The organism is Clostridium rhizosphaerae (assembly GCF_016765585.1).
In the GTDB taxonomy this organism is placed as follows: Bacteria; Bacillota; Clostridia; order Clostridiales; family Clostridiaceae; genus Clostridium_AT; species Clostridium_AT rhizosphaerae.
Window position 1 is genome coordinate 206,193 of the sequence record NZ_JAESWC010000014.1, and the last position, 19,658, is coordinate 225,850.

Below are 19,658 nucleotides of genomic sequence, written 5' to 3' on the forward strand. Positions count from 1 at the left end.
GGCTATACCCCCTTATTAGCTTTATCATTAAGCATAAGTTCTATAAACGGATTTAAATATTCCTTTTCTTTTATAACAACTCCATCAAGACCTTTTCCTCCATCTATAGGTCTCTTTATTCCTGCAAAGATACCTTTCTCAAGAGTCTTGAAAAGTCCTATAGATTCTATTTCCTTAAGAAGTTCATAAGCTTTTTCTACAACTTCATTAGCTCTATTATGAATTATGCCTCCATCCTTAAAGCTTATTTCCTCACCTAAATCAGACATAGTATTAAATATATATCTTGCATTTTCTATAGCTAAGGCTCTGTCTGACATAAATGGAGTGTGAATAGCTTCTGTTAACATTCCAAGAAGATGAAGCTTTTGATTTGTCATTATAGTAACCATATTAAACAATGCATCCTGAACATGACCTTTAAATATGTTTCCGGTCATAAACTTTGTAGGGGGCATATATTTAAGAGGTGCCTTAGGGAATATTTCTCTAGCCATCTGAGCCTGTGCAAGCTCATATAAAAATCCATTTTTAAGCTCAGGGTTTATTTCAAAAGCATGGCCAAGTCCCATTTGTTCCTCTGGAAGTCCTGCAAGTAGAGCAAACTGCTCATTTATAAACTGTGAAGCAAGAACAGTATGTGCTTCTTCTACCGCATCTGCTGTAGTAAGATAATTATCTTCGCCTGTATTTATGATAACCCCTGCAAAACCATTTATAATTCTTGAAAAATGCTGGTCAACCAGTGTTCTCTTCATATTTATATCTCTAAATAAGATTCCATATAGAGCATCATTAAGCATAACATCCAGTCTTTCCAAAGCTCCCATAGCTGCTATTTCAGGCATGCATAGTCCTGAGCAATAGTTACACAGCCTTATATATCTTCCAAGTTCTTCACCAACCTCGTCAAGAGCTTTTCTCATAAGTCTGAAGTTTTCCTGTGTTGCAAAGGTTCCTCCAAAGCCTTCTGTAGTTGCACCGTAAGGTACATAATCTAAAAGACTTTGACCTGTAGTTCTTATAACAGCTATGATATCTGCCCCTTGCTTCGCTGCTGCAACTGCCTGGGTTATATCTTCATATATGTTGCCTGTAGCCACTATTACATATAAGTATGGACCCTGCTTATCGCCAAATCTATTAAGATATTCCTCTCTATTTGCTCTGTTACTTTTTATTTTATCAACAGTCTCTTTTGCAATACTATTTATTTTAAGCTTTATATCAAAAATATCTGCTGCTTGAAGCCTAGTTAAATCCATCTCTCCTTTTGATACTTTAAGTGCTATCTCCTGTGGAGTTAGATTTGTATTAACAACTGCATTACCTATAAAATATGCTGACCCCATTGAAAGCCCATTACCATTTTTAATATTATCCACTACTACATTAGGAAGCGGCACTCCAAATTCATCTACTCCGTCTATTCCAAGAAGTCTGCAAATAGTTCTTTCAACTGCTACTGTAGTATGTCTCTCGATAAATTCTTGAGTATCCAACGCTATATTTTGGGCTGCTTTTCTGCTTTCCTCAACTAGTTCAAAGTTTAAGTTTAATTTACTCCCCATAACCATTATTCCCGTATTCCTCCCTTGCAATATCTATAACATCATTTTGAAGACCCAAAAGCGTACATATATTAAGTGCATCCTTAGGTACTTCAGAATGTGTATTTACTTTTTCAAGTCTATAATCCATATGTTCTTGTATTAAGCTTACTGAATTGATTTTATCTGATTTTATTTTTTGCCTAAGCAAATTAAAATCTATATTTTTAAGCCCCATTACCTGATAATGAGTCATATTTTCTGAAACTGCACCATCGTAATGAGTTGAAATTACACTTACAGACTTATAAATATTTAAATATTTACATATGGCTTTTACCAAATACAAGCCTTCCTTTGGATTTGTCCCTCTCGCAAACTCATCTAGTGCTATGAAGCCTTGTGATGATTGAGCATCCTCTATAACCTCTTTAAGCTTTACTATTTCAGCTCCGAAAGTACTTAGTCCTTTCGATATGGACTGCATATCATCCGAAATAAAATATATAAAACTCAATATAGGTATTTCTGCTTCTTTAGCAAACACATAAAATCCATACTGTACTAAAAGAAGATTTAATACAGTAGTTTTAAGTACAACAGACTTTCCACCCATATTTGCACCTGTTATCACAGTTGTGCCGGAGTTTAATTCTATGCTCACAGGTACAAAGGATTTTCCTTTTGCTTTAAGAGTTTCCGAAACTTCCGGATTAAACATATCCTTAAGGCTTATTTTCATGTTTTCTGATATATTAGGCTTTATACCCCCATAACTTAAAGCCAGCTTACTTTTTGCCATTAAAAAATCAAGCCTGCCTATAGAATTTATATTTTCCTCTATTAACTCCGCAAAGCTTGATAGCTTTTTTGTTAAATCTTTTCTAATTATGAGTTCTTCTTCCTGCTCTTCTATAACAACTTTCATTCGGAAAGCCTTAAGTTTTGCTGCTTCTTCTTCATTGCTTTCTTTAAAAATTAATTCCTCAAGCCTTTTCTTTTTTTCTCTTATTAGCCTTAACTTATCAGAATAGCTGTCATAAATATAAAAAGTAGACAACTTCTTATCTTCTGGATCAAGTATGCTAACTACCTTCTCCAAACTGTTTAGCTTGATGCAGCTTATATTCAAGCTGAGATTTTCATAAGCTTCTATAAGCTCTTTTATTAATAAAGCAAAATATTTTATTTCGTAAAGCTCAACATCATCTAAGGTGGTGAGATTTCTGCATCTTTTGGCAGTTGCTCTTATATCCTTTACTCTGCAAAATACTCTTTCTATCTCACCTGTGGAAGCTTTATTCTTAAGCATACTTTCTATAAAGCTTTCAATATTATTTAGCTCCTCTAAAAGCTTTTCTCTGTCACTATAAGGAACCAGTTTTTTCTTTTCCTCTATTCCAAAGGCTGTCATTACTTCTAAATTATCTATTATAAAAGAGAAGCCTATTTGCTCTCTTTGCTCCCAATCTAAAAACTTTACTTTAACCCCCTCCTGTCCTAAGCTTTTACATCAATTACAGGCAGACTCACAGCCTGACTTAGCTTTTCTAAAAACATATTTTTATTAAATTCATATCCAGAAGGTGACCTTGGATTACAAGTTATACAAACCAAATTCACTTTATTAACTGCCTTTAAAATGCCTCCCATTTTAACAAACTTTTCAAAGGTTTCATTTTTTAAAAACAGCTTCGTTCCATCTTCAACAAGGAATGTAACTCCTTTATATTTATCTGTAGATTTTAATATATCTTCTAATAATTTGTCTGAAACAATGCCTCTTATTAAAACATGGCTCACATCATCATTTAATTCTTCTACAATTTCTTTAGCAGCTTCCAGTGAAGTTGCTGCTTCTAAATTTTTTGTTTCTTTATTCTTATATATAATTCCTATCCTCGAATGGCTGAGCTCTTTTTTTATTATTTTTATTACATCTTTATCGGCTTCCTTTTCCAAGGATAGGAGCTTTACTGAAAGACTTGTCATCTCTACTACCTTATTCATACTTCTGTTTAAAGAAGCTCCCGTTGATAATATGCAGGCTTCTGTTACAGCGGGCGATGCCATAGTTTTTCTGCTTAATGCCCCATCTACTAGGATAAGCTCGCTACCCAGATTAGAAAGCTTATCACATATCTCTTTCATATAATTATTTACAGATGGTCCCCCAAGCTCTACGTAACCGTCGCTTAAAGCCTTTGCAATTATTACTTCCCCCATGGGAGTGTTTATGCCGGTAGTTTCTATTATCTCTTTTGTGATATCTCCATTGAACAAACATTCCTTTGCGGTGGCTATAAAATTACCACTCTCTATAAATATCCTAGGTTTATCCGTTCCGATGACCCTGTCTTTATCCTCTCCATCTCTCCCAATAGAAGTAAGACCAAGGGTGAGCTTTCCCCTAGCTTCACCCAGTATATGATTCAATACTGTGGTCTTACCAACATTTTTATCCATACCAATTATTGATACGGTGCGGTATTGTTTTATTTTTTCTAATATATTAAAATTCCCCATGATTAACCTCCGCACCTTAATTATTAATTTTTAAACTGTCAGCAAATCCTCTTGAGGCGCCTGTTTCTTACGTTTCTTACGCTCAAGTCCTTCTGGCTCAAGTGCCATTTGCTGATGATTTAAGAGTCCTGCAACACCTACTCTTACTGCCTCGCTCTCTCCTCTGCAAACCTCGCAGTTGCAGCCTGGAGTGTAATGTTCAGGCTCATCGTAAGTTGTAATAACACCTTCAAAGTTTCTTAGGATAACCTTGTTATGTCCTTGTGAAATAACGTAGTTTGGCATAACAGGTATCTTTCCTCCACCCCCTGGAGCATCAACAACGAAGGTTGGTACACAGAAGCCTGAGGTATGCCCTCTAAGTCCTTCTATGATTTCAATTCCTTTTGAAACACTGGTTCTAAAATGACCAAGACCTAATGATAAATCACATTGATAAATGTAATATGGTCTTACTCTTATTTTAACTATTTCATGAACAAGCTTTTTCATTACGTGTACGCAATCGTTTACTCCTCTTAGAAGTACTGATTGGTTTCCAAGAGGAATGCCTGCATTTGCTAAGCGTTCGCAAGCTCTCTTTGAATCTTCTGTAACTTCATTTGGATGATTAAAATGAGTGTTAATCCAAATTGGATGATATTTTTTAAGCATATCTACTAAATCCTCAGTAATTCTTTGAGGCATCACAACAGGTACTCTTGAACCTATTCTTACTATCTCAACATGAGGTATTTCTCTAAGTCTTTTTATAATATGCTCAAGCCTTTCATCTGATAATAAAAGCGGATCTCCACCTGATATAAGCACATCTCTTATCACAGGAGTTTTTGCTATATAATCTATAGCATTATCTATCTGTGTCATTGGAAGTGCTGAATCATGGTGTCCTGCAAAACGTCTTCTTGTGCAGTGCCTGCAGTACATGGAGCACTGATCTGTAACAAGTAAAAGCGCTCTGTCTGGATATCTGTGCGTAAGACCAGGTACCGGAGAATCCCCATCTTCATGAAGAGGGTCTAAGAGATCTGCTTCGCTTCTTATTAGCTCAAAAGCTGTTGGTATTGCTTGTTTTCTTATTGGGTCATGCTCGTCATTTATGTCGATAAGTGATAAATAGTAAGGTGTTATAGCCATTCTAAGACTTTCTAGGCACTTTTTTATTCCTTCCTCTTCTTCTAAGGTTAAAGGAATAAATTTCTTAAGCTCCTCTAAAGTTTCTATTCTGTTTCTTACCTGCCACTTCCAGTCATTCCACTGTTCATCTGGTACATCCTTAAAAAGTTCATACCTTCTATTTACTTTCATTTCGAACCCCCATATAATTTTTATGCCTTATATAATTTCTAAAGGTATGTCAATCTACCCCTTAGATTGACATACCACAGCATCTAATTAAACATATAATTCTTCAAAGATTTTTCTCAAAGTTTCGCTTTCTCTAAGCTCAGCTAAAGTTATTTCAGCATGGTCTTTTGTATATCCGTTTCCTATAATCATGTTTACATCTTTGCCTATGCCTTCTGCTCCTAGAGCTGCTTTTGTAAAGCTTGTAGCCATTGAGAAGAAATAAACTATTCCATCATCTTTAACTGGAAGTATGCAGGACATTTCAGTATTAGGTATGTTTACACAGCTGATTGAAATATCAACTTCTTTTCCATTGTTAACTTCTAAAGTCTTATTAAGTACATCTACCGGCTTTTGAGCATCTCCAACTATTACTTCATGGCAAAGTTTCCAATCTAAAAGCTTCTTAGCCTGCTCTTCTTTTCTAACTAAAGCTATAACCTTTCCAGTAGGTCCAACTCTCTTCATTGCTTCATAGCAGCATAACATTCCTGATTTTCCAGCAGCTCCAAGAATTAATACGCTTTGTCCTGGTCTAACAAGCTTTGCAGCCTGAGCTGGTGCTCCTGCAACGTCTAAAGCTGCAAGTGCTAAGTTTTCAGTCATATCATTTGGAAGCTTTGCATAAATTCCGCTTTCAAATAATATAGCTTTAGCTTTAACTTCTACTCTGTCTATTTCCTTTTTAATATCAACTATTTCTTCAATTTTTAATGGAGTTAAAGAAAGTGAAACTAATGAAGCTATTTTATCTCCAACCTTTAAGTCTCTACCCTTTAGATCTTCTCCGATTTGCGCTATAGTTCCTATTAACATTCCGCCTGAACCGGTAACAGGATTTTGCATCTTTCCTCTTTGTCCTACTATTTCTAGTATCTTAGCCTTAATTTTTTCTACATCACCATTTGCTTCTTGTTCTAATTGAGTAAAGCTAGCTGAGTCAATATTTAATGCCTGAACATCAATAAGCATTTCATTGCTAAAAATATTCATGTCGTTGCATATCTTTAATGCAGCTTGTGGTAAAACTCCCTTTGGCTCAATTACTCTGTGTGTTCCATATTTACATCCTTTATTCATGATGATTACCCCCATATATTTAATTAATTTAGTTTAAACTTCCATAACCTTAAGATCATCAGAAATTATAAGTTCTGCTTCAGTTAAGGATTTAACTTCTTCAACTGTTGTGTCTTTGTGAATTTCTTTTAGAACTAAACCTTGTTTAGTTACTTCAATAACACATAATTCTGTAACTATTAAATCCACCTCTGCTTTTGCTGTTAGAGGCAGTCTGCATTTTTTTAATATTTTAGGCTCGCCTTTTCCGGTATGCTGCATTGCAACTATAACCTTTTTAGCTCCTGTAACTAGATCCATAGCACCGCCCATTCCCGGAACCATCTTTCCCGGTATAATCCAGTTTGCCAGGTTTCCTTCTTCATCAACTTCAAGTGCTCCAAGAACAGTTATATCTACGTGTCCTCCTCTTATTAAAGAAAAAGACATTGAGCTGTCAAAGAAAGCTCCATGAGGAAGTACAGTAACAAATTGACCCCCTGCATTAGTTATATCTAAATCTTCTGCACCAGCAACCGCTGCAGCTCCCATGCCTACCATTCCATTTTCTGACTGGAATGTTATATCCATTCCCTCAGGAATATAGTTAGCAACTAAAGTAGGAAGTCCAATTCCCAAGTTAACAAGCTGACCATCTTTAAGTTCTTTTGCAACTCTTTTTGCAATAATTACCTTAGCCATTTTACTGTCAACCATGCTATTCAACCCCCTCAATAATATAATCAACCAATACTCCCGGTGTAATAACGTAGTCTGGATTTAATTCTCCCTTTTTAACTAGTTTTTCAGCCTCTACAACAACCTTTTCTCCAGACATAGCAATTATTGGATTAAAGTTTCTTGTAGTACCTTTGTAAAATGTGTTTCCAAACTCATCAACTATAGTTCCTCTTATTATTGCTAAATCAGCTTTTAAAGGAAGTTCAATCAAGTATTCCTTACCTTCTATAGTAACCTTTTGCTTTCCTTCTTCAACAATTGTGCCTACTCCGGTAGGTGTCAAAACTCCCCCAAGTCCTGAACCTCCCGCTCTTATTCTTTCTATAAGAGTTCCCTGAGGTACTAATTCCACTTCCATTAAGCCTTCATTCATAAGTCTTCCTGTTTCTGAATTAGTGCCTATATGAGAAGCTATAACCTTTTTAACTTGTCTGTTTACAACAAGGCGGCCTATTCCCTTATCAACATAGCTAGTGTCATTAGCTATTATTGTTAAATCCTTAATATTAAGCTCTATAAGAGTATCAATTATCTTATGTGGAGTACCGCAACCTAAAAAACCGCCAATCATAATTGACATACCGTCTCTAAAAAGGCTTTTAATTTCTTCCGGCTTAACTACCTTATTCAAGATTTATCCCCCAATCCCCAAATTATTTTTTAAGACCTAATATTTCTCTTGCCTCAGCTGGAGTTGCAATTTCTCTACCAAGTTCTTTAGCAAGTCTTACAACCTTTTCAACAAGTTCTCCGTTTGATGCAGCAAGTACACCTTTGGATAGGTAAACGTTATCTTCATAGCCGACTCTAACATGTCCACCAGAGATTATTGACATCGCTGCCATAGGAAACTCATTTCTTCCTATGCCTGATACTGTAAAGGTACTTCCTTCAGGAATACTTCCCATCATAAAGGTAAAGTCTCTTGCCTCTGCACTTATTCCCCCATTAACTCCCATTACAAAGTTAAAATGCATTGGGGCCTTTATGTAGCCCTTCTTTTGAAGCCTTACAGCCATATCAATCATACCTTTATCAAAAACCTCAACCTCAGGCTTTATTCCTAAAGCTATCATCTTCTCTCCAAAAGCTTTAATCATATTTTCTGTATTTACAAAAATATCATCTCCACCAAAGTTGCAGGTTCCACAGTCTAAAGTGGCCATTTCAGGTAAAAGCTGCGTAGGCTGAAGTCTTTCTTCTATGCTCATACCTACTGCTCCACCGGTTGAAGGCTGAATAATAACATCTGGACATCTTCTTTTTATCTCTTCAATGCATAATCTGAATCTTTCCTTATCCTGAGTTGGAGTACCATCATCATTTCTTACATGAAGATGTATTATGCTTGCTCCTGCTTTATAAGCAGCTTCAGCTTCTCTTCCAATCTCTTCCACAGTATATGGAACACTAGGATTATGCTCTTTAGTAACCTCAGCACCACATATTGCTGCAGTAATAATTAATTTTTCCATAATACTTCCCCCATTTTAAACCCATAGACCTTTATTTCTTTCTTTGCTTATCCTTTGGCACTACGCAGGTTCCTGTAGCCCTGCATACTACAACAGGCTCATCTAATACATCTGCTGCAGAATCATTTATATAAGGCAGAGGAACAATAACCTTTCTTGCTTCAAATCTCATTTTTCTTGAAGTTTTTCCACACTCAATTATTTCTCCCTCGGCTTCAATGTAATCTCCAGCATAAACAGGTGCTAAAAATTCTACATTGTCATACGCTCTAAAAAGTCCTTCGTCTCCATCATTTCTTATTAGGAGTTCTGTAGCCACATCTCCAAAAAGCTGAAGCATTCTAGCTCCGTCTACAAGATTACCTCCATAATGTGCGTCGTGCGTACTCATTCTTAATCTAATTAATGATTTCAATTCCTTCACCCCCTATAATCTTTAAAAAAATAAAAAGCACTGAATATTTTTCAGTGCTTTGATGGCATAGTTATTAAGAGCTACCCTTCACTTAGTAGCCATCTATGCAATGAAAAATTCTTTCTCATTACATAAATAGCTCTCCATGAAGCTTATTCACGGCAAGGATAAAAGTGTGCCTATTATCCCCAAGATTATACCCAAGAACAAATATAACCTTTCGGCAGGTAAATCCTTCGCTTTTAGTCTTGAAGGTTCTTCTCCTTAACACCTAAAAACTACAACGTTTACTTGCTCCTCTATTTATGTCTATTTTTGTTAAATTTATATCTTTATTATATTACTCCCTAAATATTCTGTCAATACTGTTTGCTGAAAATTAAGATATTTCATTCATTTTGAAAAATTCGTGTTTTTTATAATTCATTTTTGTTAAATAATTACTTATATGCTATAATTAATTCAGTTTTATTACTATGAGTTATGATATAATGCGATGCCTAACTAAAGAAAGAAGGTTTTAAGATGTCAGACTACAAACCAACTAGAGAAGAAGCCTTTGAACTTCTAAAAGAATTTAATAAAAGCGAAAGTCTTATTAAGCATGCACTTTCAGTTGAAGCTGTTATGAGGCACTTTGCAGAACTTTTTAATGAACCTGATGTTGAGAAGTGGGGTATTATAGGTCTAACACATGATTTAGATTATGAGATGTATCCTGAAGAGCACTGCAAGAAAACTGGCGAGATTTTAAGGGAAAGAAACTGGTCAGAAGATTATATTCATGCAATTCAAAGTCATGGCTATGGAATATGTATTGATATTGAGCCTATAGAAAAGATGGAAAAGATGCTTTATACAACAGATGAATTAACAGGTCTTATTGCTGCAACTGCTCTTATGAGACCCAGTAAAAGCATATTAGATACTGAACTTAAATCTATTAAAAAGAAATGGAAAACAAAAGGCTTTGCCGCAGGAGTAAATAGAGAGCTTATAGCAGAAGGTGCTCAAAAGCTTGGCATGGATTTAGATACAATTATTGAAGAAACACTAAAAGGAATGCAGAAGGAAGCAGATGCTATAGGTCTTAAAGGCAGCTTATAAAACTAATGTAACATATTTCAATTACTAAACATATTATATAGGGAATCAATGTTTTTCGGGATGTATATATGGGGCACAGAAAGTATAGAAGCATCAATCTCTTTGAATGTAAGTTTTTAGGCAAAGGACATAATGGTATTGTGTACCTTCTTCCTGATAATAAGGTAATTAAGATTTGCTATGTTATGAAAGATTTTCATGGTGAAGCTTATATTTTAAAAAAGGTTAAAGGAAATAAATATTTTCCTCGAATATACGAGGTTGGCGGGAACTACATGATAAGAGATTATGTAGATGGAATAACCTTAAAAAGCTACATAAAGAAAAATGGCCTCAGCAGGAAACTAACGCTTGAAATAATTGAACTACTTAAGGAATTTCAAAAACTTAAATTTAAGAAAATAGATATAAGATGCAAGGATGTTTATGTTCAGCCAAACGGAAAGCTGAAGGTAATTGACCCTCAAAAATTTTATTCAAAAGAGAGAGATTTTCCAAGACATTTATCTAAAGGCTTATATAAACTTAACGTTTTAGATGATTTTCTCTGCATATTAAAATACGAGGAACCCTCTCTTTATAAAAAGTGGGCATATAAAATCAGACGATATGTTATGACCCTAGAATTAGAAAATAAAATCGACGATGATGATTAAAGTAAAACAAAGTGGTTATAAAACACCTTAACTTAGCGTGTTTTACAACCACTTTGTTATGCTTCTTTATCAAAATAGTCCATAAGAACTATTATTTCTTTGCAAAGCTCTGGATTCTTCAAAAGCTCTAATTTATTATAGCTTATATTATTTTCCTTAAGTCTTTTAGCTACTTCTTTATATGCATATAAGCTTTCTATGTCAATAACTTTGTCCATAACTATCACCTTATCTATCTTTTGTATCATAGTATGAAGCAAAGTTATCTTATGTTACATATTTGAGACCACTTCTTTAATGGGGACAACAGTAATGTTTGCTCCAGGCATATCAGGCATTTCTCCAACTCTAAAGCTCATTTGGCTGTTTTCTAAAGGAGTTACCTCACAGTAATAATAATTTCTGTTATTATATCTAAGAAAATTTCCCGGAACTCCTTCCGCACCTTCTACAGCTAAAGCTAAATGTCCTTCCCCCTCCGGAAAGGTTATTCTAAGTAAAACTATATCATAACCCATAGCATATAGTATCGCTGCAGAACAAATACTGTGACAATCACAGTCCCCTTCTCTATCAACTATGGTTTCAAGAGGATATCTTAAATACTCAGCGGTATTTTTCGAATCAATATCAGGAACATACTTAAGGCTTTGTTGAAAAGCCATTATTACTGAAGCCTGATGGAAGGTTGTAAAACCTCTTGCAACACAAATTCTTTTTATCTGTCTTGCAAATTCTACAACCTCGGGACAAATCCCATCTAATACATGTTCTCTTAAAGCTTGAGGCATATTATCAATATGATCTTTAGCCTTATACTCAATATACCTATCTGTATTAACAGGCAAACTTACTACAAATCTTACAGGCTGCTGCATTGCAAGAGGATCCATATTGTAAGTCCACTCAAATAACAGCGAATTGCTTCCTTGAACTGTTTCTTCGGACGCTGCTTCCGCTCTATCTCTTTGTTTAAAGCTCTTCTTATCTGATGTTCTAAATACATACATAAGACACAAAAATGCCAGCACTATAATTTTTATATCAAATACACCTGCTAATATATGAATAAAAAGTACAATGACTATAGAAATAAAGCCTATGGCATTTATATTCCTTTGCCCTTTTGTGAACTTTGCTAAAAGCTTATTTTCTTCTATTTCATTATCTAAATATACATACACGCTTTTAACAACTATATATTTTAGCAAAAGATAAATACACAAGAACAAAACGCCTGCATATACAACATAAAAAACTGCTGTTAAGATACCTGCCGTTCCTTCTGTAATAAAAGGAGTCCTTTGTGCATTTACAATACTTATAACAGTTTGATTTGATAGATGATAAAAAACTAAGTTAAGCGGTATTATATATAATAATCCAATCACTAATAACGCAGAAGCCTCAAGCATTTCTCTCACTCTCCCTCAACAGCTTTCTAACAGGAGCTATATTATTAAAATTCACACCCAGGCAGAGTCTTATGATAGATATACAATTTGTATAAATATCTCTTCCCTCAATAATTGACACATCAAAGCCTGAGAGATCATCAGGTTTCATTTCCCTAGTAACCTTATAAACCTGAGGGGAGGTTATAAAAAGAGAATGTTCTTCAAGCAGGTCATTATTTATATACTGCAAAAGATACTTTGATTTAACCAAACCTTTATCAATCCACTTGCTTAATTCTTCACTGATATTTTCTTTGTATTTAAATTTCATGTATTCAAAAAAATCAAGTTCAATATAAATTGGAGAAGCTTCTAAGCAGAACTTCTTTATCTTATCTTCCAAGTTACCTTTATTAAATTCCTTAAATCCCCCAAGCTCTAATAAAAAGTTTCTATATAAATCTGAAATTCTGGGAACTTTCTCCTTATAAAAATTGCTTCTATCTTCAAAATTCAGTAAATCTGAAATAAGATTTCCCATGTTTTCTTCTTCCTCCAGCTTAACAGGAGACATAAGCATAGAAAGCTCTCTGCATTTCTTTATACAGCTTATTAATTCTTCTCTTTTACTAGTTATATAGTTAATTAAACCTTTTTGATTATCTAGTAAACTTTTTTCTATATATAAATTTATTAGACTGCCACTCTTTATATATACTTCTTCTTTATAAGCTTTAATAAAGGTATTAATCCTCTTTAAAGTAAACCAGTATTCTAAGTAAGCTGCAGCAAAAAATATTAAAAAGAATACTATGGAAATAACAATATTAACCTCTATATCAAATCTTGGATATAGAATATTTATCATAGAGTAGAGAAAAAACGCAGCTAAAATTATGCATTTTCCTATATATCCAATGAGGTTTGGATAATTTTCCACCCTTTGCTTAAGTTCTTTGTTAAGCTTTGAAGTATCAGTGCTTATACTTGCTTTATTTGCAGGCTTCTGCTTTAAAATATGTTTCTCTAAAGTATTCAAATAATTTACTGCTTCTTTTAAACTATAGTTTAAAGTTATATTGCTTAAGTCTTCTTCTATATTTTCTATAATTTCCTCCGCACTTGAGTGAGCATTTTTATCAATTGTTTTTTTCATATCAGTAAGACATTGATGCTCAATAAATTCCTCCCAGTTTTTAAAAACCTTTGGATACTCTGATATATCTTTAGGTAAGTTTAATTCAAACTGCTCGATATTGCTCAGTCTGCAGCAATCTTCTTCCTCTACTATATTAATGTTTTGTTTTAATTTATTTTTGTGAACCTCATAGTTTATAAGCTGAAATACTTTATTACCGCTAAACTCTCCATGCACCTCGGACTCAACTGCATATTTTAGTATGTCTTCTGCCATATACCTTGAAAAATCTTCAAGAAGCGTATCCTTAAATACAGTCAAGGTTGTAATGCCAATAGTGCCTACCTTATAATCCCCTTCATTCATAAGAAGCCTTCTATTAAAGTTTGAAAGTGGCGGCTCCTTTGAAGGAAGTATGTTTAGATAAGTTAATATGCCGCTTATATATTCCAACTCTTTCATGGGTATTCTTGTCCCATCGTTTGAAACACAATGGAGCACATATACCTTTGAATCAATATTAAGTATGTTTTCTTTCTTTGAAACGTACTCTACAATTTGTTTTAACTTTTCTATGGATTCTATACTGCTTTTTTCCTCTAAAGTCCATTCCTTTTCCATAAGAGGAAGAACGTATAGGGAAACCCCCGAATGCTGCTCCTTATCAATATTCCCATAATTTAAAGAAGACAGCATTTTTAAAACCTCAAAGGCAGAAATATCAGAGTTATAAACGTCCCAAAGCAAATATATATTAATTTTTACAGAACTTATATTTTCACTTCTAACCTTATAGCCTAAATCAACAAGCCTATTTAGATATTTTGCAGAAAGCAGCCTTGTATCTACTATTTCTTGAATTTCCTTGGATAAGCTTTCTAGGCTTTCTGCATTATAGTAATCTACCAAATCCAAAAAGTGCTTTGGCATATAGGCTAAAAGCTTTTTAGAAAAATCAAGGGCCTTACTCCCAGAAGGCCCAAGAGATATTAAAAGTGAAGGATTAAAAATCTCATTCATCAAAAACCTCCAGTATTAAACATACTGCTTAAAAATGTCTCTACTTTGGTTAACCTTCAATAATTCTCTGGTTAATCTTTTCCTTTGCAATAAAATCTCCAAGTGCTTTATCCTTTATATAATTTTCAATGCAGTGAGCCTTAAGCTGTTCTTTATTAAGCTTGCTTTTTACATTTTTTATAAAGCCGTCAATAAGTTCGCTTGCTTCAGCATTTTCACTTAAATATTTTATTGCCTCATGATAATTGTCCCCTATCTTAAGCTTTAATAAAGTCTCAGAAGTTGTACTTGGTATACCTCCATTTTCCATAACATAATCAATAGGCTTGAGGCAGTACTTGTAAGGGTAAATATACCAATACGCATCCTTTTCCTTCTTTATATTTAAATAAAGGCCATTATCTATCTCCATAATCGCTCCATAAGCCCTTGCTAAAGAGTAGTTTAAAAGAACCTTTTCCATATCTAAATCCAATTCTTCAAGTCCTATATACTCCTCATTTAAATGAAGCGGGTAGGCTTTTGAAGCTAGAAGCTTTAGGTAAAACTGCTTATAGTGCTTTATATCTGGAAGATAAGCAGCACAGGCCCCCATTGTTATATGAATAACATCTATAGCATTAGGATTAGTTGTTTCCACATATCTAGCCCATCTTGAACGCTCTCCTGTCTGATTTCTTATCCAGTTGTCAATTTCCTTTGGAGCTTTTATTGTAAAGCCATTATTTATGCTTTCATCCTTAACACAACCAATGTAATAGCACTCTGTCCAGGATACCTCTGGATTTTTTATCGCTGACCAAAACGGCTTAGCAAGCTTTGAGGTAATATCCAATTCTTCTGTTACATAGCTTTCGAAGCTCATACCTTTAGTTTCAGCATTTTCCTCAAGTATTTTCATAATATCGTTATATGGTGCTACTCTTTCATATTGAGCTTCACATAGCTTTATAAGTTCTTCAGAATTCCCTTCAATTAAAATAGGATCTATTATTCCTTTAGAAACACCTTTAAAATACTTGTTATAATAGCTTTCATAGAATTCCCTTCCTATCATTTCACGGGATATAATATTTCCCCCATACTTCTTCTCGTTTTGATTATTAATTTTATTAAGATTGTTATTAATATCATTTAGCATATAAAGTATATTGTTATTTAAATTGCTCAGCTTTTTAATAACTTCTTTTATGATATCTTCAATAAAATTATATCTGTCTTTATAAATTAGATTTCTTACTCCAGAGTAAAGCTGCTGAGCATAATCATTAAAATTATTTATTATCTCAAATGGAACAGGCTCTTTTCCGGATAAAACTTTTCCGTAAGTTTTTTTATTGGACGCAATGCCATTTATTTCCCCTTCAACATAGCTTCTGTCTACCGAAGAATAAGAATTATTGCTGCTCATATCTTTCATAAACCTTGTATTGAGTCTGTCTAAAAGCTCTATTGTAAATTTTATTCCCCTTTCAATTACAAGGTCATTAACAAAGTTATTTACTATTTTATCAATGTCACCCTTACTGCTCGTCTTAATCCTTTTCCAAAATTCCTTCTTATCTCTTTCACTGTTTTCAAGCATGTCTAAATTGCTTTTATACGCTTCTTTTAAGTCCTTATAATAAATTACAGCCGGAAGCTCACAGCCAGATATAAAATCTTCTCCTGCTTCTTTTATCTTAAGCCTTTCATCAATACCTTTAATTAAACTGTTTAGTTCCTTATTTAAAGCTTCTTCATCCTTACTAAATTCACTGCTTATTTTATTTAAAATATCCTTAGCAAGCATATTGCAGCAGTATCCCTTTAAGTTATCTGCTGAAAATTCCATAGAGGAGGAAGAGAAGGTACTAAAATGTCTATCCCTATTTAATACGGGGTCTTTATCCTTGCATATAAAATTAGCATAATCAGCTCTAAGCTGAGAACCAAGCTTTGTTCCTATCTCCTGAAATAATTGAAGAGAGCACAAATCGTATATATCTTCAATATTTGTAAGAACTCCACCCATTTCATTTTTATTTTCTATAAGATAGCAAATATCTAAAAGCTTTCTATCAAGCTTTATTTCACCAACATTGTTATATTTAAAGGTATATTTCTTATCCTCAGGATTTGTAATGGAAGACATGTAAAACTCAAGCTCCTTAAGAGCAGCATAACAATTAGCCTTACTTCTGTTTTGTGCATCCAAATCTGAGGAAAGCTTGTCATCATAGCAGCTTTCCAGTGTAAACATACCTATAATATTCGTATTGTCTCTATTGAATATTTTTGAAACCATCACTGCCACATCAAGAAAGGTTCCGCAACCGGTTCCCCCTGCAAGAGATCCCACTATATAAACCTTATGTCTGTCTATATTCTCTAGATAGTTATCCTCTAAATCAATTAAAACCTTATGAAGATCGACCAAATCATTTTTAGCAGTCTGAAGACTGTCATATGATAGCTTTGCATTTTTGCACAGATACATTCTTCCTATGGGCCTTACAAGTCCAGCACCTTGATCTGTAGATGTAAAAAAGTCTGGTGTTATCTTAGGGTTTTTAGGCAGCCATTCAAAATTAGAGTTTCCATAAGCCCATTCAAGAGTATTTTTAATTCCTTCACCGAATCTTAGCTGGCACTTTTCATTGTTCTTTATACTGTCATCAAGAAAGGATTTTAAATCTGTATCTATTAATAGATATCTAACTGGAAGTTTTTCATCCTTGTATCTTTTGTCAAAGAGCTGTTTAAGTCTTTTAATTACCTGATATCCTGTACCTCCAAGACCTATTATAAGGGTCGGCAGAATATCCTTTGGAACCTTGGTATTTTTCATAATGTACCCCCCGGTAAATTTAAATTTTATTTGAAGTAAATAGTTATTGTTTCTTCATTAATATCAAATCTTATTGGTTTAGCCATCTCATAATCCATCTGTCCTATAGGGTTTCCCTTTAAGTCCTTTTGCTTTAGCTTTGGAACATACTTAACCTTAAATATCTTTTGTCCTTTGATTAAAAATTTTAGTCCTTGAGTTATTTTATTTCCGTCAGGCTGACTTAAAATAAAATGCCCAATAAGGTTACCTTGCGTATTATTATCTTTGAAAGCTTTGATATTTCCGTCTATAAAATTTAAATAGCAAACATTATTTTTATTGTTTAGCTTAATGCTAACAAAGCGATTTCCACCTTCTGAACTTCTGCAGCTTATCTTTTTATTAAATTCATATTTTGATACCTTAGTATTATAAATAAAAATACACAGGCTGATAAATGCACCAGTTAAAGCCAGTAGTATAAACAAACTTATAAAAGCTATCTTATACCTGTACCAAAAATATTCTCCAGCAGACATTATCCTTAAGTTTGTTTCAACTTCGCTGTTTATTTTAATATCATTATCAGCTTTAAATAAAAACTTTAAATTGCTGCCTTTTTTCAAATTATTTAAGGTTATGACTGCCATACGGTCTTTAGGTTTTACATAGAAGTCCTTCAAGTGATTATTATTACTGTCATACAGGCTTATTTTTTCTTGTTTGTAAATTAAATTATCTGGCATAACAAATCTTATATCTACAGAACTATTCTCCATAAAAGGCTTGCTATAAATTATGCTGCAAAATGTAATATGAGGATTATCTATAACTTTTGCCTTAAAGTAAGGGAGATAGTAGGAGTGGTTTTCTCCATCCTTCATAACTGTTATCTGAGAAGAAATCTTTACATCTCCTATGTTTTTTAAGCTAACCTCTGCATGCAACACTCCATTTTCAAACCTAAAAGGAAAAGTTTCTTCTTTACCTTCATACTTTACATGAACATCTCCAGAAGCTTTCTCAATACTACTGCTATCAAGCTGCCTTAAGTCTATAGAAACAACTTTATCTTTAAATATTTGTTCTGGAATAGGCTCGCAGTAATAAAAAGGAGTATTATCAGTAACATTAATATTTATATATTTAGCTGAAATTATATTGTCATTACCATCGCAAGCTGTTATAAAAACAGGGTAAAAACCAGGTTTATCTTTGCTAAAAGTAAATTTAAACTCATTATTGCTCTTTTCTATCTCCTCTTTTTTACCTTCATCAACCTTGTACATATGAAGATCGCTTATCTGACTATCAGTATTAAGTACAGCCTGAAGATTTACAGGAACCTTATAGGGTATTTCGAAGGTATCGCTGGAACTGTTTATTCCTATAGAAACCTTGCTTTTAATCTGAATAATTATTGAATCTCTACTGTCCTCTTTAGTGGTTATTGTCAGCGTTCTATCCTCACTGTTTTTAAACTTATATATTTTATACCGATTTTCAGATATACTGCTTATCTCTGAGCCTTTGCTGTCTATTACATCTACAGAAGGAAACTTATCTTCACAGGAAGCAATTTTGACTATTACCTCGTCAACATAAGAACTTAATTTTATTTTTTCCTCTGTCTTTCCGCTTGTTATATACTGTTTAATTGTATAAAATCCGTTAATATTTCCAAGTATCTTGCTGAATATATCAAAGAGCCCTGAAGCATTTTCACTATAAAAATAATCTCCGTCTGTTTTATTAGATATATTTGAAAGGACTTCTTTATCAGAGTCTTTTGAAAGTCCTATGGAGTGAATTTTAATTTTTTCCTTTTGAGCATCACCAATAATAGAATCGAGCTCTTTTTTATGCACCTCCATATTTACTCCCTTAATGTCTTCTCTTCCATCAGAAAGCACTATTATTATTTTTTCTCCAGTAACAGCTTTAAGCTGATCTAAAGCTTCAGCCATTCCATCCTTTAAATTTGTATTCTTGTCAGTAAATTTAACTTCAGACAGCTGTTGTTTTAATATATCTCTCGAAGGCTTGTCTTGAAGTTTCTTTGTATAAACAACCTTATCTCCAAAGCTTAGTATGTTTAGATTTGTATTAGAATCTAAGGTATCTATAAGCATAGAAGCAGCAACAAGAGATAATCTTTTAGAGTCTGTTGTCTGCATACTTCCTGAATTATCTATTAAAAGTATTATATTCTTTTCATTTTCTGCAGCTTTTATATTCCTAAAAGTTAAAGGTTCAATGATAAATAGCAATAAAAAAAGAACTATTAAAACCTTATTATATCTTTTCATAAGCATCTCCCCTTTAAGTATTCATTATTAATATATTTGTCTCTTATATATCTTTAGAACAAAAAATAAAAATACCAAGATAATAATATCCTGGTATTTTTAT

General features: G+C 33.5%; 16 protein-coding genes and 1 riboswitch. Of the genes, 2 read left to right on the plus strand and 14 right to left on the minus strand.

Going from position 1 to position 19,658, the window contains the following annotated elements; genetic code table 11:
- Window positions 1–2: 2 nt before the first annotated feature.
- The 9 genes from kamD to kal form a co-directional block, all read right to left on the minus strand.
- Window positions 3–1,571, minus strand: coding sequence for a lysine 5,6-aminomutase subunit alpha (gene kamD / locus JK636_RS17010; RefSeq protein ID WP_202750187.1), 1,569 nt, complete (start codon window positions 1,569–1,571; stop codon window positions 3–5).
- Window positions 1,561–3,000, minus strand: coding sequence for a lysine 5,6-aminomutase reactivase ATPase KamC (kamC, locus tag JK636_RS17015; RefSeq protein WP_476727381.1), 1,440 nt, complete (start codon window positions 2,998–3,000; stop codon window positions 1,561–1,563). Before kamC ends, kamD begins: the two co-directional genes overlap by 11 nt.
- A 50-nt stretch (window positions 3,001–3,050) precedes the next feature.
- A complete protein-coding gene (gene kamB, locus JK636_RS17020) occupies window positions 3,051–4,076 on the minus strand; it encodes a lysine 5,6-aminomutase reactivase subunit KamB (RefSeq protein ID WP_202750189.1) in 1,026 nt (341 codons plus the stop codon).
- A 30-nt stretch (window positions 4,077–4,106) separates the two neighbouring features.
- Window positions 4,107–5,384: a lysine 2,3-aminomutase gene (gene kamA / locus JK636_RS17025; RefSeq protein WP_202750190.1), complete on the minus strand. Its 1,278-nt coding sequence runs from the start codon at window positions 5,382–5,384 to the stop codon at window positions 4,107–4,109.
- 87 nt (window positions 5,385–5,471) lie between these two features.
- On the minus strand, window positions 5,472–6,506 hold the full coding sequence (kdd, locus tag JK636_RS17030; protein ID WP_202750191.1) for an L-erythro-3,5-diaminohexanoate dehydrogenase: 1,035 nt from the start codon (window positions 6,504–6,506) through the stop codon (window positions 5,472–5,474).
- A gap of 33 nt (window positions 6,507–6,539) precedes the next feature.
- Window positions 6,540–7,202 carry a 3-oxoacid CoA-transferase subunit B gene (locus JK636_RS17035; protein ID WP_202750192.1) on the minus strand — a complete coding sequence of 221 codons (663 nt, stop codon included), beginning with the start codon at window positions 7,200–7,202 and terminating at the stop codon, window positions 6,540–6,542.
- A 1-nt stretch (window position 7,203) separates the two neighbouring features.
- Window positions 7,204–7,857, minus strand: a complete 654-nt coding sequence (gene atoD, locus JK636_RS17040; RefSeq protein WP_207751771.1) for an acetate CoA-transferase subunit alpha — start codon at window positions 7,855–7,857, stop codon at window positions 7,204–7,206.
- Window positions 7,858–7,879: 22 nt separating this feature from the next.
- Entirely contained in the window at window positions 7,880–8,701 is an 822-nt protein-coding gene (gene kce, locus JK636_RS17045) for a 3-keto-5-aminohexanoate cleavage enzyme (protein ID WP_202750193.1), read from the minus strand.
- Between the two features lie 31 nt (window positions 8,702–8,732).
- Entirely contained in the window at window positions 8,733–9,116 is a 384-nt protein-coding gene (kal, locus tag JK636_RS17050; RefSeq protein ID WP_202750194.1) for a 3-aminobutyryl-CoA ammonia lyase, read from the minus strand.
- A 128-nt stretch (window positions 9,117–9,244) separates the two neighbouring features.
- A riboswitch (Lysine riboswitch) is annotated at window positions 9,245–9,426 on the minus strand.
- Window positions 9,427–9,641: 215 nt separating this feature from the next.
- Here kal and JK636_RS17055 point away from each other — a divergent pair.
- Complete coding sequence (locus JK636_RS17055) at window positions 9,642–10,223, plus strand: hydrolase (protein WP_202750195.1); 582 nt, start codon at window positions 9,642–9,644, stop codon at window positions 10,221–10,223.
- A 68-nt stretch (window positions 10,224–10,291) separates the two neighbouring features.
- Window positions 10,292–10,879: a protein kinase gene (locus JK636_RS17060; protein WP_202750196.1), complete on the plus strand. Its 588-nt coding sequence runs from the start codon at window positions 10,292–10,294 to the stop codon at window positions 10,877–10,879.
- A 56-nt stretch (window positions 10,880–10,935) separates the two neighbouring features.
- Here JK636_RS17060 and JK636_RS17065 read toward each other — a convergent pair whose 3' ends face one another.
- The 5 genes from JK636_RS17065 to JK636_RS17085 are packed head-to-tail and all read right to left on the minus strand — an operon-like array spanning window position 10,936 to window position 19,555.
- Window positions 10,936–11,097: a hypothetical protein gene (locus JK636_RS17065; RefSeq protein WP_202750197.1), complete on the minus strand. Its 162-nt coding sequence runs from the start codon at window positions 11,095–11,097 to the stop codon at window positions 10,936–10,938.
- Window positions 11,098–11,151: 54 nt separating this feature from the next.
- On the minus strand, window positions 11,152–12,294 hold the full coding sequence (locus tag JK636_RS17070) for a hypothetical protein (RefSeq protein WP_202750198.1): 1,143 nt from the start codon (window positions 12,292–12,294) through the stop codon (window positions 11,152–11,154).
- Window positions 12,287–14,434, minus strand: a complete 2,148-nt coding sequence (locus JK636_RS17075) for a hypothetical protein (protein WP_202750199.1) — start codon at window positions 14,432–14,434, stop codon at window positions 12,287–12,289. Before JK636_RS17075 ends, JK636_RS17070 begins: the two co-directional genes overlap by 8 nt.
- Before the next feature lie 49 nt (window positions 14,435–14,483).
- Window positions 14,484–17,264: a tubulin-like doman-containing protein gene (locus tag JK636_RS17080; protein WP_202750200.1), complete on the minus strand. Its 2,781-nt coding sequence runs from the start codon at window positions 17,262–17,264 to the stop codon at window positions 14,484–14,486.
- 26 nt (window positions 17,265–17,290) lie between these two features.
- Window positions 17,291–19,555: a vWA domain-containing protein gene (locus JK636_RS17085; RefSeq protein ID WP_202750201.1), complete on the minus strand. Its 2,265-nt coding sequence runs from the start codon at window positions 19,553–19,555 to the stop codon at window positions 17,291–17,293.
- Window positions 19,556–19,658: the final 103 nt, after the last annotated feature.